Origin of the sequence: Sinorhizobium terangae, from assembly GCF_029714365.1 — a bacterium.
Taxonomy (GTDB): Bacteria; Pseudomonadota; Alphaproteobacteria; order Rhizobiales; family Rhizobiaceae; genus Sinorhizobium; species Sinorhizobium terangae.
Window position 1 is genome coordinate 545,204 of record NZ_CP121661.1, and the last position, 20,889, is coordinate 566,092.

Sequence of the window (20,889 nt, forward strand, 5' to 3'; positions counted from 1 at the left end):
TGGCGGGGCCGATGTCGCGGTCGAACCGATTTCGCTCACAACCGGGAAAGAATTCCGCCGTGGCCGTCCCTCATTTTTCCGTCAGCATCGTTGCCCGCGGCTCCGGCCGCAGCGCCGTGCTGTCTGCGGCCTATCGGCACTGCGCGAAGATGGACTACGAGCGGGAAGCGCGGACGATCGACTATCGCGCCAAGCAGGGCCTGCTTCACGAGGAGTTCGTCATCCCGGCCGATGCGCCGCAATGGCTGCGGGCGATGATTGCCGATCACTCGGTCTCAGGCGCATCCGAAGCGTTCTGGAACAAAGTCGAGGTTTTCGAGAAACGGTCCGACGCGCAGCTTGCCAAGGACATCACCATCGCTCTGCCGATCGAACTCTCGACCGAGCAGAGCATCGCGCTGATGCGGGATTTCGTCGAGCGGCACATCACCTCGAACGGCATGGTTGCCGACTGGGTCTACCACGACGCGCCCGACAATCCACATGTGCATCTGATGACGACGCTCAGGCCGCTGACTGAAGATGGATTCGGCGCCAAGAAGGTTGCCGTCGTCGGGCCGGACGGCAATCCGATCCGCAACGATGCCGGCAAGATTGTCTATGAGCTTTGGGCCGGCAGCGCCGATGACTTCAACGCCTTTCGCGACGGCTGGTTCGCCTGCCAGAACAAGCATCTCGCGCTCGCCGGTCTCGACATCCGCGTCGACGGCCGTTCCTTCGAAAGGCAGGGTATCGAGCTCGCGCCGACCATTCATCTCGGCGTCGGCGCCAAGGCGATCGAACGGAAGTCAGCGGAAGAGGACCGGGACATTTCGCTGGAACGGCTGGAGCTGCAGGAGGAGCGTCGAGCCGAAAACGCCCGCCGCATCCAGCGCCGCCCGGAGATCGTGCTCGACCTGATCACCCGCGAGAAGAGCGTCTTCGACGAACGCGACGTCGCCAAGATCCTGCACCGCTATATCGGCGATGCCGGCCTGTTCCAGAGCCTGATGGCAAGGATCCTGCAGAGCCCAGAAACGCTCCGTCTCGAGCGCGAGCGGATCGAATTTTCGAGCGGAACCCGAGCGCCGGCCAAGTACACGACGCGGGAGCTTATCCGGCTCGAAGCGCGGATGGCTAATCGGGCGTTATGGCTGTCTCAACGATCGTCCCACGATGTTCGGGACGCGGTGTTGGATGCGACGTTCGCGTGCCATTCCCGCCTCTCGGAGGAGCAGACGAGTGCAATCGCGCACGTTACCGGCGGCGAGCGCATTGCCGCAGTGATTGGCCGTGCCGGCGCCGGCAAGACGACGATGATGAAGGCGGCTCGCGAAACATGGGAGGCCGCCGGATACCGCGTCTTGGGTGGCGCCCTCGCCGGCAAAGCCGCTGAGGGTCTGCAGAGGGAAGCCGGCATACTGTCCCGCACGCTGTCGTCCTGGGAGCTTCGCTGGAAGGAGGGCCGGAACCAGCTCGATGACAGGACCGTCTTCGTACTCGATGAAGCCGGCATGGTCTCGTCAAGGCAGATGGCGCTATTCGTCGAAGCGGCGGTCAACGCCGGCGCCAAACTCGTGCTGATCGGCGATCCGGAACAGTTGCAGCCGATCGAAGCGGGTGCGGCCTTCCGCGGCATTGCCGATCGCATCGGTTATGCCGAGCTCGAAACCATCTATCGCCAACGCCAGCAGTGGATGCGCGACGCTTCCCTTGATCTTGCACGCGGGAATGTCCGCAATGCGGTCGAGGCCTATCATGCGCAGGGCCACGTCAACGGATCGGAGCTGAAGGCCGATGCGGTGCGGGCGCTGATCGCCGATTGGAACCGCGACTACGATCCAAGCAAATCTTCGCTGATCCTCGCCCATCTGCGTCGCGACGTGCGGATGCTCAACGAAATGGCGCGCGCAAAGCTCGTCGAGCGCGGCATCGTCGCCGATGGTTTTGCCTTCGGGACCGAAGACGGTGACCGGAAATTCGCCGCCGGCGACCAAATCGTATTCCTGAAGAATGAGGGTTCGCTCGGTGTCAAGAACGGCATGTTGGCGAAGGTCGTGAACGCAGCGCCCGGGCGTATCGTTGCAGAAGTCGGAGAAGGCGAACACCGCCGCCAGGTCACGGTCGAACAACGGTTCTACAGTCACGTCGATCACGGCTATGCCACCACGATCCACAAAAGCCAGGGTGCCACCGTCGACCGGGTGAAGGTGCTGGCGTCCTTGTCGCTCGATCGCCATCTCAGCTACGTCGCCATGACCCGTCACCGCGACGACCTTGGTCTCTATTACGGCCGTCTATCCGTCGCCAAGGCAGGGGGCCTCATTCCGATCCTGTCGCGGAAGAATGCCAAGGAAACGACGCTCGATTATGTGCACGGCAGCTTTTACCGGCAGGCGCTTCGCTTCGCCGAGGCCCGTGGCCTTCACCTCGTCAACGTCGCGCGCACGGTCGTACGCGATCGGCTCGACTGGACCGTCCGGCAGAAATCGAAGCTCATCGAACTCGGCGCACGTCTGGCGATGATCGCCGGCAAGCTTGGTTTGTCTGCCGCCACGGTCAGGACCTTTCAGTCGCACACCATCAAGGAGTCAAAACCGATGGTATCAGGCATTACCACGTTCCCAAATTCCCTGGAGCAGGATGTCGAAGACCGGCTTGCCGCCGACCCCGGCTTGAAGAAGCAATGGGAGGAGGTCTCGGCGCGATTCCATCTCGTTTATGCTGAGCCGCAAGCGGCTTTCAAGACAGTCAATGTCGATGCGATACTCAAGGACGAAGCCGCGGCGAAATCCACCATCGCCAGGATCGCTTCCGAGCCGGAAAGTTTTGGCGCGCTGAACGGCAAGACCGGGATTCTTGCCAGCCGCGCCGACAAGCAGAGCCGAGAAACGGCCGTCACCAATGCGCCTGCGCTCTCCCGAAACCTGGAGCGCTATCTGCGTCAGCGGACGGAGGCCGAACGCAAATATGAAGCTGAGGAGCGCACCGTCCGTCTGAAGCTCTCCCTCGACATCCCAGCGCTGTCGTCGGCGGCAAAGCAGACACTCGAACACGTCCGTGACGCCATCGATCGCAACGATCTTCCGGCAGGTCTCGAATACGCGCTCTCGGACAAAATGGTGAAAGCGGAACTCGAAGGGTTTGCGAGAGCCGTGTCGGAGCGTTTCGGCGAACGCATCTTCCTGCCACTTGCCGCCAAGGACACGAACGGTCAGGCGTTCCAGTTCGTGACATCAGGCATGTCGGCGGGGCAGAAGGCGGAAGTGCAATCTGCCTGGAACTCGATGCGGACGGTCCAGCAACTTTCCGCACATCAGCGCACAACCGAGGCATTGAAGCAGGCGGAAACGCTGCGGCAAACGAAGAGCCAGGGGCTCTCGCTCAAATGACGGCTGCAACTCGAACAGGACCGCGGGCGTTCGTACGGCGAAGGCAATCCGCCATCACTCTATCGATTTCTGCCGCTTCCATCGCACTGGTCTCACTGACTGGCTTCCCGGGCGGCTATCGGATCAATCTGACGCCGAGCGAGCCGCTCGGTCTCTGGCGCATTGTTCCGCTCGACCGTCCGGCTGATGTCGGCGACCTGGTGTTCATCTGCCCGCCGGACACAGCCAGCATGAGGGAGGCGAGAGCGCGGGGATATCTCCGCTCCGGTCTTTGCCGGGGCGGTGTCGCGCCGCTCATCAAGACGGTGCTTGCTGTTGCCGGACAGCATGTTGAAATCGGCGCCAGCATAAGCGTAGACGAGCGAAAAATTCCTTCTTCCGGCCTCGCCCAGCGAGACGGAAAAGATCGGCGGCTGACGCCCTTCCCAAGCGGTGTCGTCCCGCGCGGACAGGTCTTCCTGCATTCGGCTTTCGCCGGCTCGTTCGACTCCCGCTACTTCGGGCCAGTGCCTGCTTCCGGCATTCTCGGCCTGGCGCAGGAGGTACTGACCTATGCACCGTGATTGCCTCGGACCGACTTTGCTCATAATCGCATCGGTCATCGCCGGCACGGTGGCATGGAGCGGCCACATACTGCTGCTGCCGGTGGCGCTCGGGTTTCCCGTCCTCTGGTCGCTGGCGCGAACGAGGCACACGGCAACGCTCGTGTCTGCCGCATACTTCCTGTCAGCGTCGCGCGGCCTGCCGCAAGGCGTGGCAGCCTTCTATGCGTCCGATCTCTGGCCCGGTCTGCTACTGTGGTTGGCCGCCTCCGCCAGCTTTGTTACGGTGCATGCACTGTTGTGGACGAAGGATACCGGCCATCGCCCGGCTCGCTATGTTCTGGCGGCCGTCCTGATGGCAATTCCCCCTTTCGGCATTACCGGCTGGGGGCATCCCGTCACGGCCGCCGGCGTGCTGTTTCCAGCATGGGGATGCTGGGGACTGGCTGTGGCGACAGCCGGCCTCGCGGGCCTCGTTTCCCGCCTATGGCCGGCTGTCGCCATTGCCCTCACAGGCTTTTGGCTCTGGTCCGCCGCATTCTGGACCGAGCCGAAGCTACCGGAAGCATGGCGGGGCGTCGATCTCGAACTAGGTGCTTCGCTCGGACGGAACACCAGCATGCTGCGCCACCGTGATCTGATTGCAACGGTGACCGAACGAGCCTCGGACGGTGCTCGATACATTGTCCTTCCCGAGAGCGCTTTGGGCTTTTGGACGCCGACAATTGAGCGCCTCTGGACCCGTTCGCTGGCGGGACAAGATGCAACGGTTCTCGCGGGTGCCGTAATCGTCGACGCGGACGGATACGACAATGTCATCGTCGCGATTTCCTTTGAGGGCAGTCAGATTGTCTACCGGGAACGGATGCCGGTTCCAGGCTCTATGTGGCAGCCCTGGAGGCTGCTCTTCGGCGACAGCGCCGGCGCAAACGCGCATTTCTTTGCAAATCCGGTGGTGGCTCTCGCCCCCGGCCGCGCCGCGCTGCTGATCTGCTACGAGCAACTGATCATCTGGCCGGTACTGCAATCGATGCTCGGCGATCCCGACTTGATCGTCGCGGTCGGCAACGGCTGGTGGACCAAAGGAACATCAATCGTCGCCATCCAGCGCGCCAGCACCGCGGCGTGGGCGAAGCTGTTCGGCAAGCCGCTCGTTTTTTCTTTCAACAGTTGATACCGAGGAGTCCCCCATGCGCGATGCTACCCTGATCAAAGATTGTGCCGACCCCTCTCTCAAGCCGGCGATCGTAGAGCAGTTCGTCACGGCGGGGGGCTAGGCCGACCCACTCGCCGTGACCGTCCGATCGGGAGGCCGGCTGATCCTTGTGCCGGGGGCCAAGTCGGCCGATGAAGCGATAGCTATCGTGCGGTGCGGCAATATGCCGGAAAGGCTGTCGTCCGTGTCGGTCTGACGCAGTTTCCGGCTGGTGTGGGCGTCGGGGATCCGGCCGACCTGAAGCCGGATTTGGTCGAGCCTTGCGAGAACCTGCGCAAAGGCACGGCGATGTTCGCCAAGATCCTCAGGATCGTTGGCAAGTGGTATGGCAATCCGCCGAACGACGACGTCTTCCCGCAGATCTTTAAGGATGCTGTCTACGCATGGAAAACCGGCGAGTTCGAGGGTGTGGGGGTGTTTCACGCTCCTGATCCGGGAGGGAACATCAGGACGGGAAATGTGTCGCCTTCGGGCAAGGACGACGGCAGCGACAGCCACCCAGGAGATCCCACCGCCGAAACGCCCGACGTCAGCAAATTTGGTTCGGCTGAGATGCGGATCGACCTGTCGAGGATCGGAGGCAAATGACGATGCCCGCGCTACAGCCGGGAATGTCCCCCGATTGGAAATCAGATCTGCTTGGCTCGCGCGCAAGCCAGCCGGATTTTGTCACGAGCGCGGCTGGTTCAATCGCTCCGATAGCGCGCTCAACCCCGAGAGGTCTGCCAATTCTTCCTGCGTGAGGTGTTTGGCATGACGTATCGACGCAGGTTGATCGCCATGACCTCTTTGAGATCCATAACGTTTCCGCAATCCTCGAACATTGGCGTCTTGCCGATGAAGAATGACTTCGCGCCAGCGCTCGATCCCTCCGTCTTGAGCGCAGTTCTTCAAAGCCGGTGGGACGAACATTTCGCCCCGGCAGAACCCAGCAGGAAGAGCTCGCTGAAATCGTCGAGGCGCTGGGGTATGTCCCTGCTGTTGCCCAGAGGATGAAGACTGATGCTCAGATCAGTCCGCGGTCCTTGGCAATCGCGACAAGCTGGGGAACAGTCTTGGCGTCGAACTTTCGACGCGCGCTGTCCAGATAGTGCTGCACCGTCCTCGCATTGATGCCCGTTAGCATCGCGGTATCCGGCGCGCTCCTTCCCTTTATCGCCCACATGAGGCACATGGCCTCCCTTGGTGAAAGCATCCGCCTCGGCGCGACGAGCGTCGTAGCGCCTATGATCTTCAAGCGGTAATGGATGGCCATGACCGCCTGCATTGCCTTTCGGCCGCTCTGCAGTTTTGAAATATCCGCCTTCCGCTCCGATGACGCCAAGGTCAGCATCATCGTCGAGCCATAACTTCCTTCGACGGGAATCGTTACGCCGCTATAAATGCCGTGTTCGACCGCCTGGTCGCGAAATCGCCTGAGGTCGGAAGACCCGCAATCCGGCCAGTCGTCGGCGGTCCAGGCAAACATGTCCATGCGGCGCTTGGCCTCCGTAACAACCGGATCCAGGCGAGCGTAGTGACTGGTGAGATAAACGCCCTGCCACGCCTTCGGATAGGAATTGAAGGTCCGGACCTCGGCGCCTTCGGTTTCCAGATAGGCAAAACGCTCGAATCCGCATGCCTGCGCGAAGCTCTTGACTGCGTACTTGATCATACGTTCATCGTGCGCAGCTTCCGCCATGTCGATGAGAGAGCGAAAGTCTTCGTCCACTGACTTTCTCCTTCCTGTTAAACCAAAGGGGCTCCAATTTCGCCGCGATTGTCACGGCGTTCACGCGAGGACGCAGCCATGCGGCTGGCCGAAGCTGCATCAATCGTCGGCACTCATGCCGCGGTCGCGAACCGAGGTCTAAACACGTTCTACGCGCATTCAAGCCAGTGTCGATCTAAAACACGACTCGAAAATGTAAGATTCTACCGGCGCCGGCTTCGTAAAGAACTCCCTGAAATGACGATCTGGAGCAAACCGCGCCGGCCGATCCTCGTTCGAAAAGGCAAATTCGGACGGCCTATCAGTTAAAATTGGTCGGTCGGCCGCTTTAAAACGGACGGAGATCAGGCTAAAGATAGACGCATGGTAGACACCGTGCTTCGTAAACCACTGATCGGTCGTAAAGCTCGTCCAGTAATCGAGACGGCGCTTGCCGATACTCGTGTTGTCCTGATAGCGGGCCCGCGGCAAGCTGGAAAGACCACTCTCGCCCGCCAGTTCTCAGGCGCCGATCGCGCTTATGTCACCCTTGACGACGCCGGCGCCCTGAATGCCGCCAAAACGGATCCGGTCGGATTTATCCGGGGTCTTAACAGAGCCGTAATCGATGAGGTTCAGCGCGCTCCCGAACTGATATTGGCCATCAAGGAAAGCGTCGACCGTGAGGACGCTCCCGGCAGATTTCTGCTCACTGGTTCTGCCAATCTGGCGACTGTCCCTGCGATTGCCGATTCGCTTGCAGGACGCATGGCCGTGGTTCCCCTGCTGCCCTTCGCCCAGTCCGAACTCCGTTCCACTCCAGGTCAATTGCTGGATCGGCTATTCGCTGGCGAGGAACCTGAGACCGGTGATGGGACTGTATTTGGTGACGACCTCCTGGAGACCGTACTGCGCGGTGGCTATCCGGAAGTCTTGCGCAGGGCGACTCCTGCCCGCCGCGTTGCCTGGTTGGAGGACTATGTCGCGCTGATTCTCGATCGGGACGTTCGAGACATCGCCAACATCGACCAGCTCGATCGGCTGCCACGATTGTTGGATGTCCTTGCGGAACATGCCGGCCAACTGGTGAACCACAGCAGTTTCGGTGCCGCACTGGGGCTGTCCAGTGTGACCGCTCAGAAATATGTCGCCATACTCGAGCGGCTTTTTCTGGTCAGGACGCTGACGCCGTGGTCGAACAATCGCTTGAGCCGGTTGATAAAGACACCCAAATTGCACTTTCTCGATACAGGACTGCTGGCGAGCCTGCGGGAGGAAGAAGCCGATGTCTTGCGCGAAAACAGAACTCGCTTTGGAGCATTGCTCGAGAGCTTTGTCGTTTCCGAGCTTTTGAAATTGGCGTCGTGGTCGGAGCGTCGTCTGTCATTCTCGCACTATAGGACGAAGGATAAGGACGAGGTCGATGTCGTAATCGAGGACCGGCGCGGTCGCATCGTCGGCATTGAGGTCAAGGCATCAGCGACAGTGAAGGCTGAGGATTTTAGGGGATTGCGACAGTTGCAAGAAGCCGTTGGCAATCGTTTTGTCAGAGGACTGGTCTTGCACGATCATGACCGTGTAACGCCTTTCGGAGAGAAATTACATGCAGCACCGCTGTCCATTCTGTGGACCATGTAATTGCAAGGGCATCGAGGATTTTCCAAACCGGTGAGCACGGATCCAATGTGAAGTTCGGTGAGACTCACGCCGAGAGCTTGCGCCAGCTCATAGGGTAAGGATTGTCGGTTTACGCCGCCGACGCTCCAGGCCAGTGCTATACTGTCGGCTAAAACCCCGAACGGGCTTCTACGTCCTTCTAAGTAAGTCTCTGTTGCGACAAAACGAGCGAAATTTCTCCCCACGGGTTTGCGTATATTCATGTGCGGAAGATCGCGGCTTTTAAGCCTGTTCGCTATTCTATCTGTCAAGCTCGATGGTCGACTTGGCATGTTCGTCCGGTCACCGCTTCAGCAATTCTGACGCTTCCATGCCCAAGACTGTCGCCAACCGGTCCACGACGTCGATGCTGGGATTGTAAACCCTGCGCTCAAGTGAGCTGATGTATGTGCGATCGACATGCGCGCGATGGGCAAGCTCTTCCTGTGACAGGCCGTTGGCCTGCCGGGCTGCTCGCAGGTTTCGCGCAAACACCTCTCGAATCTCCATGTTCGAGAGAACAGCGACTTGATGAGTATTCGACCACGGAGTATCTTCTACAAACGTTGTGGTAACAGAGTACCTGTGGGTGACCGAGCAAGAAAGTCCCGTTTGGGTTCGAGCTTTTCTTCGTGGTCCAAACGGCAGCGCAGCGAAATGAGCCAATATATTGCGCGCGAAGCCGGGTTCACCGGCGAGAGGAGAAGCGGATGAACGATATTGTCCCATCCGAGGCGAACGACGAGAGAAAGGAGAAAGGAGCCCTCTACAGTTCGATGCAAACGTCAGAACTGGAGGCGTTGGCGGTCTCTGCGATCCTCGAACACCGCCGGCTTCTCGCCGCCGACGAAGTTGTCTATGAGGACTGGACGCGCGCGACTGACGACGGGTCAGTCTCCACTGCCGTACTCAAAAGTCTGCAAGACCAGTACTTGGAGCGTCAGAAGAAATCCGAAGCTCAGCAGGAAGAGCTTTCGGAAATCATCGACGCGCTTGGCTATATCCCTGATGTCCCCTTGTGCGATGAGTGACGGTCAAACCAAACCGTGATCTTTAGCGATCGCGACAAGTTGCGGAACGGTTGCTGCATCAAGCTTTCGGCGCGCGTTGTCGAGGTAGTGCTGCACCGTCCTTGGATTGATTCCCGTCACATCTGCGGTTTCTGGGACATTTTTGCCCTTTGCCGCCCACATGAGGCACATCGCCTCTCTTGGCGAGAGGAGGCGTTTCGGGGCCACAATCGTCGCTGCGGCTATGATCTTAAGGCGGTAGTGGATCGCCATGACGGCCTCTATTGCTTTTTGCCGGTCCTGAAATCTTGAGATGTCAGCCTGCTTCTCTGAGGATGCAAACGTCAGCATCACCGCGGAACCGTAACTCCCATTGACGGGAATCGTCACACCGCTGCGAATGCCGTATGCGATCGCTTGCTCTCGAAAGCGCTTGAGCTCGGAGGTTCCACGCGCTGGCCAGTCACAGGCTGTCCAGGAAATCGTTTCCATGCGACGCTTGGCCTCCGTCACGGCTGGGTCAATTCGGAAATATTGGCTCCCGAGGTAAATATCCTGCCATTTCTCGGGGTAGGAGTTGAATGTGCGGAGTTTAGCGCCTTCTGTTTGCAGATAAGCGAAACGCTCAAAACCAAAAGAGGTCGCGAATCTTTTCAGACCGCTTTTGATAATACGTTCATCGTGCGCGGCTTCTGCCATGTCGATGATAGAGCCAAGATCTCCGTTCACGTTTTTCTCCTGTCTTCTTGGGCAGCTGCGAGCCTCCAGCTCTCGCAACTTGATGCTCATCCCATGGTTGGTCGGCCAGCCAGTGGCCGCTTCTCGGCTCATGACTGCGAAACACCGCACCCATCCTTTGGCAAGTGAACGGCCGTGGCCATGCTTCGTGAAGCATGGCCACGGCCGTTGCACGGTGTACTCTCTCGTTTAACGGGCACTCAAGCCGCCTCGTTCTAAAAGGAGACTCTTCAATGAAAGAATATACCAAGGCATGACTGAGTCGTTGGCTTACAGATTGAATCAACACGCCGTCCGGGGGAGCATGCGCAGGAGCTGCTTAGCGCGACGGAAAAGATGCGGGAAAAATGATATCTTGATCGACGAGAACGTTGAATTTGTAGCCTGGCCGAATGCGGATCGTCGGCTGGACGTTCAGGTTTTTCGAGATGGTCTGTTCTGCCACACGGCCGAAACTCTCCGCGAAACTCCGCCTTGCCGCGTCCGACGCCGTATCCTGCGTCGCAAGCGTCGAGCTTTCCGGCATGGACACATCGATTCCGGTCCCGATAAGGGCGATCAATGCAGCCGAACCGAATGTCCGCCAGAGGTGGCGATCCACCTTGTCCTTGAGCCCGCCGTAGCCTTCAGCGTCGGTGCCAGTCATGCCGCCGATCTGCAGTGTCGATCCGTTCGGAAAGATGAGATCAGTCCAGACGACGAGAACCCGCTTCTGGCCGAATGAGATCTTCGAATCGTAGCGGCCGAAGAGCTTGGCGCCCTGCGGGATCAGCAGGCGATAGCCCGTGGCGCTGTCATAGACGTTTTGGCTGACCTGTGCGCCAATGCGCCCCGGCAGGTCGGAATTGAGGCCGGTGACGAGGGTTGCCGGAATGACTGAGCCTCGCTTCAGCTCATAGGGCGATATTTGCGGTACGACCTGGTTCGGCAGATAACCGAGGTCCTTGATATCCTGGTTGAAGAAGTCCTCCTTCGGGGTCTGGCCGTTTGGATCGACATTCTGTCCGATCAACCCTGAATTCATGGCAGCGGCGTAAAGATCGGATGCGCTGTTCGTGGCTATGTCTGTGTTCCGGCGAGCGGTGTCGTTGGTGTTTGCTGGAGCCTTCTCAGCATCGGAGATATCCACCTTCAGCGGCGAGTTGAGCGCGGTTGCGCGCGCCTGGAGCCGAGACATTCGCTGGCGCTGCCCTTCACGGATATATTGCTCATCCTGCTCTCGTTTCAGACGCGCCGTCCATTCCTCCTCGGACTCCATCCGCGGCCGACGGTCTTGGTGCTCGACTGGCCGGCGCTCGGCGACGAGCTCTTCCTTCTCGACCTTCTGTTCGATGACAGGCGTCGGCTGAAACGCCCCGCGATCAACCGGCTCGCCGATGATGCCGTCGGTCACGCCGCGTTTGAGCTGGTCACCGAAGTTCGTCGCCGGCGTGCTCGAAGCGCTGTCGATATCGTTGCCACGGTTGAATGAAAGCCCTCGCCATGACAGGCCGATCACGACGATCCCGCAGACCAGTACGATGAGGACGATCGCGAGCATGATCGGCAGGCGATTGAGGCGGCGCATGCCGTTCTGATCCTCGGCTGGACGCGACGCGCCGAGCTGGAGCGATTGCACCATGGTCCCTCTTCCTAATCGCGCTGCATGATCGAAAGCGGGCTTGCCGGTGTGGCACCGGACCCAGTCAGCGTATATGCGCGGCCGATTGCGATGGAAGGAGTTGTCAGGCGAGCGAGAACCTGCCCGTCGATGCCGTCCATCGCATAGGCAAGCTCCACCGGCTTGCCGTCCTTTCCAGCCTTTCCGCCCGTAATGACCGTGTAGCCCCAACCCTTCAGGGCAGCCTCGAGCGCGGTCGCAAACTCTGAATTGTCATTCTCCATCTTGATCGTTGCCGTTCCGGCAGGGCCGATCTGCTCGGCAAGCCGGCTCGCTATGTCCCCGGCGATGGCGCTCGCGGCTGGTCCAGAAACAACGGGCGGCGTGGTGTCGGTCGTCAGTGCGTCACTGGCCGTCTGGCAGCCGGAAAGAAGCGTGGCACCGATGAAGGCCATTAGCAGCGTGCGCATGGTCATCCTCCTCGCCGCATGGTCACTTTTTGCTGGCGCCAGCCGACGCCGGAAACGAGGATCGCCTTGTCGATCGCGTAGTCGACGATCATCATGTCGTTCTTCATCCGATAGTTGACGATGCGGTTCTGCCCGCCGGAGACGACGAAAAGAACTGGCGCATCCTGGCCGGAAATCGACCTCGGGAACTGGATGTAGGTCTTGACGCCATCCGAATAGACTCGTTTCGGCCGCCATGGCGCACTGCCGCTCACCGAATAAGAGAAGTTCAGCTTGTCGGGCGCTGTGCCGGGAATGCCGCCAATGTCCAGACGGGCGTTGATGTCAGCGAGCTTGGTCGAGGCATCCTCGGGATATTCAAAACCGATGCGAGCCATGTACTGGCTAGGATGAGACTTGAGCTGAATATGGTAGGTTCGCCGTGAGGTCGTGACGACCATCGAGGTGACAAGACCGGATTCGGAGGGTTTCACGATCAGGTGGATTGCCTGTCCGCCGGTGGCGCCCGAGGTCGCAGGCTCCACCTTCCAGCGAACCGTATCGCCCACGAGGACGTCGCGAACGATCTCGCCGCCTTGCAATTCGATATCGCAGACCTGCAGCGGTGAGCAGATGACGGAGGGCTGGGTTTCCCCGAAGAGGAATATGATCTTTCCATCAGGGCCAATGGTGACGACGCCCGGCGTGTCCCGCCATTTGCGGGAAATGTTCGTTCCCTTCACCTCATTCGTCGTCATGTTTTGCGCGTAAGCGATGCTCACAAAGGCGAGTCCGGCCATGCAGGCGGCGGCCGCGATCAATCCTGTTCTGTGCATAAAAAACCCTTGCTCTTAAAGCTGTGCCGTCCAGTCGAAATCCCGGACATAAAGACCGATCGGATTGAGGCGGATCGTCGCCTCGTCCTGCGGCGCCGTCAGCGTGACCGTCGCGATGCCCCGAAATCGGCGCGTGCCGGTTTCCTTGCCCTTGCGGTCGCGCTCGTATTCGGTCCAGTCGATCTGGTAGGTCTGGTTGGAGAGCGCCACGATATTGTTGACCTCTATGGCGACCGTCGAGGTTTTCGCCTTCTCGAACGGCGAGTTGCCGCGGAACCAGGCGTTGATCTTCTCAGTGGACGGGTCAGACGTGCGTAGCAGCGCGTAGGTCCGGTCGATGTACTGCTTTTGCACCACGGCGTCCGGCGTGATCGAGCGGAAGCTACTTACGAAGTTTCCGAGTGTTGCGCGCACCACGCGGGCGTCTGCATATTCGATCTGCTCTGGGAAACCGGCTGTCACCGACGTTCCGAGTTTGTCGATCTCGATGATGTAGGGCACGAGCTTGACCTGCGTGCTGAGGTACATCGCGTAACTGAAGCCAATTACGGCCATGAACAGGCCGAGCACCCCGACAAGACGCCAGGCTGCCGCGGCTTTGACGTAGGAGCCGTATCGCTCCGACCATTCCTGGCGGGCGGCTAGATACGGATTCTCGGGAGCGCTGTTCGCTGCCATCGGTCCATGCCTTTCCCTATGCTGTTAGTCGTTGCGTTCGGGAGGCCGCTTTGGAGCGCTGTGCCCACTGCGGCTCTTCTCGAGCTTGGCGTTCGCGAGCCCGAGGAGCGAGCCGGCATAGGCGCCGGGAGAGCCGATGGCCTTCTCCTTCGCCGCAGATCCGGCAGCCTTGCCGGCTGAGCCGAGGCCGGCGCCGACGCCGCTGAAGGCGGATCCGATGACCGAGGCACCGGCGGCCCGGGAGGCTTGACCCGCCGCGAACCCCGCCCCAGCGGCAGCCGCTGCAAGGAACCCGGCGCCAGCGGCAAAGGACGCCGCTTGACCACCATGGCGGATTGCTTCCATTCCTCCGGAGACCGACGCGCCTTGCACCACACCCTGCATTATGTTCGGCACGTAGACCGCGATGATGAATACGACGACGGCAATGCCGGCGATCGCAAGGGCGGTCTGAAACTGGTCGCCTATGTCAGATTGGTTCGCGAGTCCGATCAGGACCTCCGATCCGATCCGCGAGATCATGACAAGCGCCATGAGCTTCATTCCGACCGAGAACGCGTAGACCAGATAGCGGGTGGCGAAGTCCTTGGTGTAGGACGAACCACCAAGCCCGAGCATGATCATCCCAGCAAGCAGACCGATATACATCTCGACCATCACGCTCACGAAAATCGCTGCGACGAGTGAGAAGGAGATGACCACGACCACCATTGCGAACGCGGCCGAGATCGCGAGCGCGTTGTCCTCGAAGAGGCCAAACTGGATCTTTTCCGACATTTTGGTTGCCACAGCGAGGCCCGCGTTGAAGACATCGCCAGGCGAAGCTGTCCCACCTCCGGCGCCAATCTGGAAGAGGCTGTCGACGACTGCCTTGGCAAAGGTCGGACCTTGCGTCAGTACGAAGGCAAAGAAGCCGACGAACATGATCCGCCTGACCAATTCTGCAAACCAGTTGTCGAGAGAAGCTGCCTGCAGCGCAAGCCAGACGCCGGCGATGCCGATCTCGATTGTAGCAAGAACCCAGAACAACGATTTTGCGGCATCCATGACGGTGGTTTCCCATCCTTTGGCAGCAGTCGTGATCTGGTTCTGAAGCGAAGTCAGCACCGAGCCCTCTTGGGCAAGTGCGGGCTGCGCCGCGAACGCCGCGAAAGCAGTAACAATCAGTGCCATCCGGAGCGGAGGAAGTTCGTTTGGCCTCATGGTGTTCACCACTCGACTTTCATCCTTTCGCCACCGGACGTGGAAGGAGCCGTCGCGCTGAAGAACTTTTCCCGGCGCGCCTGCGCGAGGTCCTTGTCTGTCTGCTCGGTCTGAAGCCAAGTCCCCATCATGGTCATCTGCTGTGAAACGAGACCGCGCAATTTCTGCATCTGCGCGACTTGTTGGGCGGCAATCTGATGCCCGACCTGCAAGGCCTTCATCTGGCCGTCCGCTGTCTCGGACATCGATCGCAGCGACCACATCGTGTTTTCCTCGCTGTCGAACTGATCGGCCGTGAGGCTTGCCGTCTTCAGCGTGCTGGCGATCGTGTCGCGGTTAGTGTCCGACCAGGTTTGATACGCGGACGAGAAGCTCGCTGCATTCGGCAGATCGGTCTTGAGGTCGGCATAGCTCTGAAACCGCTGTTGAAGCACGTCGTCCGCATTGGCCATCGAAAACGAGATGCTCCTACCCTGGTCGACGATATCGCGGAGTTGGTTGAGATCACTCTCGACCTGCCCCCACATGTGCGTCGGCAGTGTGGCCGTGTTCTGCAGCAGGTTTTCGTAGATGTTCAGCTGCGTTTCGATCTGCTGCGTAAGCTGGCTGATCTGCGTCAACTGGTTTTGGATTTGCTCGCCCGATTGACCGACGAGCGACACCAGTTCGCCGTTATTGAGAACCTGCGTCCATTCAGTTGCCGCGCCGGTGGCGGTGCCAGCCTTCGCCGGCGCTACTGTGGCGATCCCAATGGCGACGACCGTCAGGCCTGTGAGCCATCTATTCGAAATTGAGCAGCGATGCGGCATCATGAACTCCTCTCGTATTCAGCCAGTGGATCGGCCAGTCGCGGCCGTGTTCGGATTTGAGCGCCCGAATGCGCTTCAGCTCGTCCTTGCCGGAGGCCCCGACAAAGCTCAGCGCGACGGGGCCTAGCGCCATGTCGAACAGGCGCCGGCCCTCCGGTGTTGTGGCGTAATATTCGCGTTTGGGCGTCGCGCTCGCGACAATATCGATCTGGCGCTCGTTGAGGCCGATGCGCTCATAGAATTCCCGCGTTCCCGGCTCTCGCGCAGCGCCGTTTGGAAGGCAGATTTTCGTTGGGCAGGATTCCTTCAGCACGTCGATGATCCCGGAGCGCTCCGCGTCCGAGATCGATTGTGTTGCGAGAACGACAGCGCAGTTCGCCTTGCGCAGCACTTTCAGCCATTCGCGGATCTTGGCCCGAAAAACGGGGTGACCCAGCATCAGCCAGGCTTCATCCAGCACAATCAGGCTTGGCGACCCGTCGAGGCGCCTTTCGATGCGGCGGAACAGATAGGTCAGCACAGGCACGAGATTGCGCTCACCCATGTTCATGAGGTGCTCGATCTCGAAGGTCTGCAAGGCTCCGAGCGAAAGGCCATCCTGCTCTGCGTCCAGCAACTGGCCCATCGGTCCGTCGACTGTGTAATGGTGCAGCGCGTCCTTGATCTCGCGCATCTGGACACCAGACACGAAATCCGAGAGCGATCGTCCTCGAGCGTTTGCCATAAGCTCGACCTGTCGGGAAATGGCGTTGCGATGATCGGGCGTGATGGTGACACCTTGTAGCGCGACCAGCATCTCGATCCATTCCGTTGCCCAGGCCCGGTCAGCGTCATTTCCGAGTGCGGAGAGCGGGCAGAAAGCAAGCGCCCTCCCCTCCCCTTCATTGTCCCCGCCAATCTCGTAGTGGTCGCCGTCGCCAGCCAGCGTCAACGGCAGCAGCGAGTTGCCCTTGTCGAAGGCGAAGATCTGGGCGTTTTCGTAGCGCCGAAACTGCGCGGCGATCAACGCCAAAAGAGTCGACTTGCCAGAGCCCGTCGGACCGAAAACGAGGGTATGTCCGACGTCGTCGACATGCAGGTTGAGGCGAAACGGCGTCGAGCCGCTCGCCACCTGCATGAGCGGCGGCGAATTCGGCGGATAGAACGGGCACGGCGCGGCCGGGTTTCCCGACCAGACGGCATTGAGAGGGATAAGGTCTGCAAGATTGCTTGTGTTGATCAGCGGCTCGCGGATATTGGAATACCAATTGCCGGGCAGGCTGCCGAGATAAGCGTCGGTGGCGTTGAGCGTTTCGATCCGAGCGCCAAAGCCTTCCGCCTGGATCAGCCGGCGGATTGCCTCCGCCTTTTCCTGGAGCGCCTCGCGATCGTTATCGAAGAGGACAATGACCGGAGTATAGTAGCCGTAGGCGACCAATTGCGACGAGGCATGTGCAATTGCGTCCTCGGTCTCAGTCACCATGGTCATGGCGTCCTGATCGATCGACCGGCTTTGCGTCTGGAACAGCTGGTCGAAGAACGGCCGGACCTTCTGTAGCCACTTCTTGCGCGTGCGTTCGAGCTTCTGGCGCGCCTCTTCGGCATCGAGAAATATGAATCTCGAAGACCACCGATAGGTGAGAGGCATCAGGTCGAGGCTGTTGAGGATTCCAGGCCAGCTTTCGGCTGGCAAACCGTCGATGGCGACGACGCCGAGAAAGCGGTTCTCGATCTTCGGCGTCAGGCCATGTTCGAGCTCGGCGGTCGCGATCCAATCGAGATACATGGGGACATCCGGAAGCCGGATCGGATGGCTGTGCCCGGTGATGCAGAAGCGAACGAACTGCAGCAGCTCGTCGTATCTGGCAACTCGTGTCCCTTCCCTTTCGCTGACCTCATGCGTTTCCATGCGACGGATCGAGAGCGAGTTCGCCATATACTGCTCGATCTCACGGACAGCGTTCTTGAACATGAACAGGACAGTGTCGGCATAGGATTTCTTCCGGCTTTCCTCGTCCGAATAGATGTATTTGCTGAGCGCTGTCCTCTTGGACTCGAGCGGCCGGTAGGTGAGGATCAGCGCGTGCTTGCTCTCGAAATGCCCCTGCTCGCGTTCAAAATGCGCGCGCCGCTCGGCGTCGATCGCACGTGTGACTGGATCGGGGAAATGGCATCGATCCTCGGAGGGATAATCGATTGTCGGAAAACGGATGGCCTCGACCTGAATCATCCAGCCGCTCCCAAGCCGCGACAGGATCGCATTGATCTGCCGCGACAGCTCGTTGCGTTCGAGGGCGGTCGCACTTTCGGAGTCCGGGCCGGCGAAGTACCAGCCTGCCATGAGGCTTCCGTCCTTCAAGAGCAGTACCCCATTGCCGACAAGACCGGCGTAAGGGACGAGATCGGCGAAGGACGGGCCTGTGGCTCGAAAGCGTCGCAAAGCTACCACGACCGCCTCCTCAATACCGCCAAGGCGAACTGGTCGCCTTGTAGTACGGCTTATAGGAAATGTGCCTGATATAGACCTGCCGCATCAGCGGGTCGGACTTCGCCATCATCCGAAGCAACCCGATGATGACGATCCAGACGGCGATACCGAAGAGCGCCGAATAGATCGTCAGGACGACGAAGATCAGGATGACGGCGGCAAGCCCGGTGAGCAGCACCAGCTCCCGATCCGCACCCATCAGAAGGTTTGGGCGGGACAAAGCGCGATGAATGCGATTGCGCTGCAGGGCGGACAAGGACTCAGACATAAGCCCCCTCCCCTTCTCCGTTGGGCACGATTGAGTGTGTCTGCTCGTCCGTCAGGCCGATCGACGCGCCGGTCGCCCCGAACAGGGCGACGATTTGGGTCGCACCGAGCAGGATGCCGGTGACGAGGACGACATAGACGAGCCGTCGCGCAAAATCGTTGAGTTCTCCGCCGAAGATAAGCATGCCCCCGGCAATCGCCATCGCCGCAAGCGCAATGGCGCCCGCCACGGGACCGGTGATCGATTCCTGAATTTGTTGCAGCGGCCCTTCCCAGGGCAGACCTCCGCCTCCTGAGCTGGCGAGTGCGGGAGCAAACGACGCGAGCACAATGGGAGCAGCAAGGAGTGCGATAACGGTGACTGTGGCTTTACGCGACACGACTTGCCTCCTGCTCCTCGGTTAGTTGGTCGGACTCGACGTCGTATTGGCCGCCCGCGAATCGCTCGACCTGGATGACGTCGCGAACGCGTCGTCCGCGCGGCGTTCGTTCGATGGATACGATGAGGTCGACCGCTTCGCCGATGACCTCTTGCATCGGCTGCTGGCTTGCCTCTGCAGTCAGTTGCTCGAGGCGTCGGAGCGCCGACATGGCGGTGTTCGAGTGAATGGTCGCGACACCTCCAGGATGGCCGGTATTCCACGCCTTGAGCAATGTCAGCGCAGCGCCGTCACGAACCTCGCCGACGACAATCCTGTCGGGACGAAGCCGCATCGTGCTCTTCAAGAGCCGCGCCATGTCTATAGTATCGCTGGTGCGCAGAACGACCGCGTTGTCGGCCGCGCATTGGATTTCCACCGTATCTTCGAGGATGACGAGACGGTCTTCGGGCGCGGACCTAACGATCTCGCCGATCACCGCGTTCGCAAGCGTCGTTTTGCCCGAACCAGTCCCGCCGGAAATTACAACGTTCAGGCGCGATGAGATTGCACTGCGGATCGTCGACGCCTGATACTCCGTCATAACTCCGGAGTGCACATACTCGCCGAGCGGTATCAGCCGCGATGCGCGGCGGCGAATGGTGAATGCCGGTTTGCCGACGACAGGAGGCAAGAGACCTTCAAACCGGTGGCCGCCGATCGGCAGCTCGCCGGAAATGATCGGCCGTTCCGTGTCGACCTCGGACTGCAACGCATGGGCGACCGTTCCGATCACCATTTCTGCGGCCGCGCAAGACATTTCGCCGGCCGGCGCAACGCCATGACCGAGCCGTTCAATGAACAGTTTCCCGTCCGGATTGAGCATGATCTCGATGACGTTCGCGTCATCCAGTGCCCCACAGAGCTGATCGCCGAGCGCCTCCTGAAGTTTGCGAACAAGTCTGGGGTGAGAGAGGAGCTGGCTCACGGATTTCTCCTTACGCTGCCTGGCCGAGAGGGGTGAGTTCCGAACGGTAATTGGAAGGACGCAGCTTCTGAAATATGCTCGCATCGGCGGGCAATATGCCCGCTACAGCCATCGTCACGCCTATCTTCCTGGGTTCTGCCAAGCGCTGCAGCGACCATCCAACGCGCGCAAGGATCCGCTCGAATCGTAGATCGGTTACCGTGACAATCTCGGTGTAGCCATTCGCCATGCACCATTCGGTGATGCCCGCGAACATGGTCAGGGTTGCCTCATGGATCGAGCCGGCTCCCCTTCCCTCCGCGAGGGTCGTGTCGACGCAAAAGCGGGAGCTCTCGATCATCAAAGGATGAGCGTTCAGCCCGCCGCCCGGGAGAAGCGAGGGAAAGACATCCGTCACCATGGTCGGGCCCAGGGCTGGCAGAAGCCTGGCGCATCCTGCCAACTGGCTGCTCTTCGAAACGGCGAGGATGTAGGTCGGTTGAAGACCATCAAAAGCGTCACATTCCTGGCCGTCTCGGACGCTGACCTCCCAACCTAGCCGATCAGAAAAGACTCGCGCTCGGAGTCTGTGATGCTGCGCGAGCAGTTGCTTCTCCCGAAAATCCGGGCGTGCAGAAATCGCAATCACCTGCATGCTTTTCTCCATCGTTGAAATTCTTCGCGGAGTTGAGCACGGATCAGAATCGCTGGGCAGTTGTAGAGTTCGACAAGTTTTGCTTGAGGTGAGTCGGCACAAACCTGCGCGAAGAACCTCTTGGCGCGGTGCCCTGTGCTAGGTTTGATTGTAGGATTCACAGGAGAACAATCCGAGATCAGGAAGGTCGCAGTGTTGAGCTAACCCTCAGAGCAGGAAGACAAAAAGCCGAAAAACCGCTTGCTGGTTCGCTAGGAATCTTCGGCGGCGTTAACCTTTTGGTAACCCTAAACTTCTGGACGGGTTCGGGAGAATCGTGCTCTACCTTTGGCGGGCAAACGCGGGAAAACCGGCGGAGAGCCGCCAAGAGGGAAAG

General features: G+C 59.9%; 19 protein-coding genes and 1 pseudogene. 6 read left to right on the plus strand and 14 right to left on the minus strand.

The features are described 5' to 3' along the window. Positions 1-59 precede the first annotated feature (59 nt). The 4 genes and pseudogenes from traA (at position 60) to QA637_RS30770 (ending at position 5,717) form a co-directional block, all read left to right on the plus strand. Positions 60-3,371: a Ti-type conjugative transfer relaxase TraA gene (traA, locus tag QA637_RS30755; protein WP_283067698.1), complete on the plus strand. Its 3,312-nt coding sequence runs from the start codon at positions 60-62 to the stop codon at positions 3,369-3,371. After that, entirely contained in the window at positions 3,368-3,934 is a 567-nt protein-coding gene (gene traF, locus QA637_RS30760; RefSeq protein WP_283067699.1) for a conjugative transfer signal peptidase TraF, read from the plus strand. The genes traA and traF overlap by 4 nt, the downstream gene beginning before the upstream one ends. Beyond that, positions 3,924-5,087, plus strand: a complete 1,164-nt coding sequence (locus tag QA637_RS30765) for a conjugal transfer protein TraB (protein ID WP_283067700.1) — start codon at positions 3,924-3,926, stop codon at positions 5,085-5,087. Before traF ends, QA637_RS30765 begins: the two co-directional genes overlap by 11 nt. Positions 5,088-5,103: 16 nt before the next feature. After that, positions 5,104-5,717 (plus strand): annotated as a pseudogene (locus QA637_RS30770) (TraH family protein). Positions 5,718-6,135: 418 nt separating this feature from the next. Here the strand turns inward: QA637_RS30770 and QA637_RS30775 are convergent. Further along, positions 6,136-6,840, minus strand: coding sequence for an autoinducer binding domain-containing protein (locus QA637_RS30775; protein WP_283067701.1), 705 nt, complete (start codon positions 6,838-6,840; stop codon positions 6,136-6,138). Between the two features lie 363 nt (positions 6,841-7,203). On the opposite strand from QA637_RS30775, the gene QA637_RS30780 reads away from it, so the two are divergent. Next, on the plus strand, positions 7,204-8,457 hold the full coding sequence (locus QA637_RS30780) for an ATP-binding protein (RefSeq protein WP_283067702.1): 1,254 nt from the start codon (positions 7,204-7,206) through the stop codon (positions 8,455-8,457). 321 nt (positions 8,458-8,778) lie between these two features. Here QA637_RS30780 and QA637_RS30785 read toward each other — a convergent pair whose 3' ends face one another. Continuing rightward, the gene (locus QA637_RS30785; protein ID WP_283067703.1) at positions 8,779-8,985 is read right to left on the minus strand and encodes a helix-turn-helix domain-containing protein; all 207 of its coding nucleotides are present in this window, start codon (positions 8,983-8,985) and stop codon (positions 8,779-8,781) included. A gap of 200 nt (positions 8,986-9,185) precedes the next feature. Here QA637_RS30785 and QA637_RS30790 point away from each other — a divergent pair, with 200 nt between their 5' ends. Beyond that, positions 9,186-9,506, plus strand: a complete 321-nt coding sequence (locus QA637_RS30790) for a transcriptional repressor TraM (protein WP_283067704.1) — start codon at positions 9,186-9,188, stop codon at positions 9,504-9,506. 3 nt (positions 9,507-9,509) lie between these two features. Here the strand turns inward: QA637_RS30790 and QA637_RS30795 are convergent, their stop codons facing one another. The 12 genes from QA637_RS30795 to traI form a co-directional block, all read right to left on the minus strand. Further along, on the minus strand, positions 9,510-10,214 hold the full coding sequence (locus QA637_RS30795) for an autoinducer binding domain-containing protein (protein WP_283067706.1): 705 nt from the start codon (positions 10,212-10,214) through the stop codon (positions 9,510-9,512). 328 nt (positions 10,215-10,542) lie between these two features. Continuing rightward, positions 10,543-11,844, minus strand: coding sequence for an IncP-type conjugal transfer protein TrbI (gene trbI / locus QA637_RS30800; protein ID WP_283067708.1), 1,302 nt, complete (start codon positions 11,842-11,844; stop codon positions 10,543-10,545). A gap of 11 nt (positions 11,845-11,855) precedes the next feature. Continuing rightward, positions 11,856-12,293, minus strand: coding sequence for a conjugal transfer protein TrbH (gene trbH / locus QA637_RS30805; RefSeq protein ID WP_283067710.1), 438 nt, complete (start codon positions 12,291-12,293; stop codon positions 11,856-11,858). Positions 12,294-12,295: 2 nt separating this feature from the next. Continuing rightward, the gene (gene trbG / locus QA637_RS30810) at positions 12,296-13,108 is read right to left on the minus strand and encodes a P-type conjugative transfer protein TrbG (RefSeq protein ID WP_283067711.1); all 813 of its coding nucleotides are present in this window, start codon (positions 13,106-13,108) and stop codon (positions 12,296-12,298) included. A 15-nt stretch (positions 13,109-13,123) separates the two neighbouring features. Then, positions 13,124-13,786: a conjugal transfer protein TrbF gene (locus QA637_RS30815; protein ID WP_283067712.1), complete on the minus strand. Its 663-nt coding sequence runs from the start codon at positions 13,784-13,786 to the stop codon at positions 13,124-13,126. Positions 13,787-13,810: 24 nt separating this feature from the next. Further along, positions 13,811-14,959 (minus strand): P-type conjugative transfer protein TrbL, encoded by a 1,149-nt coding sequence (gene trbL, locus QA637_RS30820; protein ID WP_283068068.1) that lies wholly within the window; start codon positions 14,957-14,959, stop codon positions 13,811-13,813. A 35-nt stretch (positions 14,960-14,994) separates the two neighbouring features. Beyond that, entirely contained in the window at positions 14,995-15,798 is an 804-nt protein-coding gene (gene trbJ / locus QA637_RS30825; protein ID WP_283068069.1) for a P-type conjugative transfer protein TrbJ, read from the minus strand. Further along, a complete protein-coding gene (locus QA637_RS30830; RefSeq protein WP_283067713.1) occupies positions 15,770-18,226 on the minus strand; it encodes a conjugal transfer protein TrbE in 2,457 nt (818 codons plus the stop codon). The genes trbJ and QA637_RS30830 overlap by 29 nt, the downstream gene beginning before the upstream one ends. A 10-nt stretch (positions 18,227-18,236) precedes the next feature. Next, positions 18,237-18,533 carry a conjugal transfer protein TrbD gene (locus QA637_RS30835; RefSeq protein ID WP_283067715.1) on the minus strand — a complete coding sequence of 99 codons (297 nt, stop codon included), beginning with the start codon at positions 18,531-18,533 and terminating at the stop codon, positions 18,237-18,239. Further along, a complete protein-coding gene (locus QA637_RS30840; RefSeq protein WP_283067717.1) occupies positions 18,526-18,912 on the minus strand; it encodes a TrbC/VirB2 family protein in 387 nt (128 codons plus the stop codon). Before QA637_RS30840 ends, QA637_RS30835 begins: the two co-directional genes overlap by 8 nt. Then, a complete protein-coding gene (gene trbB, locus QA637_RS30845; RefSeq protein WP_283067719.1) occupies positions 18,902-19,879 on the minus strand; it encodes a P-type conjugative transfer ATPase TrbB in 978 nt (325 codons plus the stop codon). Before trbB ends, QA637_RS30840 begins: the two co-directional genes overlap by 11 nt. Positions 19,880-19,889: 10 nt before the next feature. After that, positions 19,890-20,513, minus strand: coding sequence for an acyl-homoserine-lactone synthase (gene traI / locus QA637_RS30850; RefSeq protein ID WP_283067720.1), 624 nt, complete (start codon positions 20,511-20,513; stop codon positions 19,890-19,892). Positions 20,514-20,889: the final 376 nt, after the last annotated feature.

Coding starts and splice junctions, on each gene's coding strand:
- QA637_RS30765 (WP_283067700.1), top strand. CDS start 3,924: ATGCACCGTGATTGCCTCGGACCGACTTTGCTCATAATCGCATCGGTC.
- traF (WP_283067699.1), top strand. CDS start 3,368: ATGACGGCTGCAACTCGAACAGGACCGCGGGCGTTCGTACGGCGAAGG.
- trbI (WP_283067708.1), bottom strand. CDS start 11,844: ATGGTGCAATCGCTCCAGCTCGGCGCGTCGCGTCCAGCCGAGGATCAG.
- trbJ (WP_283068069.1), bottom strand. CDS start 15,798: ATGCCGCATCGCTGCTCAATTTCGAATAGATGGCTCACAGGCCTGACG.
- trbL (WP_283068068.1), bottom strand. CDS start 14,959: ATGGCACTGATTGTTACTGCTTTCGCGGCGTTCGCGGCGCAGCCCGCA.
- traI (WP_283067720.1), bottom strand. CDS start 20,513: ATGCAGGTGATTGCGATTTCTGCACGCCCGGATTTTCGGGAGAAGCAA.
- QA637_RS30815 (WP_283067712.1), bottom strand. CDS start 13,786: ATGGCAGCGAACAGCGCTCCCGAGAATCCGTATCTAGCCGCCCGCCAG.
- QA637_RS30780 (WP_283067702.1), top strand. CDS start 7,204: ATGGTAGACACCGTGCTTCGTAAACCACTGATCGGTCGTAAAGCTCGT.
- trbG (WP_283067711.1), bottom strand. CDS start 13,108: ATGCACAGAACAGGATTGATCGCGGCCGCCGCCTGCATGGCCGGACTC.
- QA637_RS30835 (WP_283067715.1), bottom strand. CDS start 18,533: ATGTCTGAGTCCTTGTCCGCCCTGCAGCGCAATCGCATTCATCGCGCT.
- QA637_RS30785 (WP_283067703.1), bottom strand. CDS start 8,985: ATGGAGATTCGAGAGGTGTTTGCGCGAAACCTGCGAGCAGCCCGGCAG.
- QA637_RS30790 (WP_283067704.1), top strand. CDS start 9,186: ATGAACGATATTGTCCCATCCGAGGCGAACGACGAGAGAAAGGAGAAA.
- trbH (WP_283067710.1), bottom strand. CDS start 12,293: ATGCGCACGCTGCTAATGGCCTTCATCGGTGCCACGCTTCTTTCCGGC.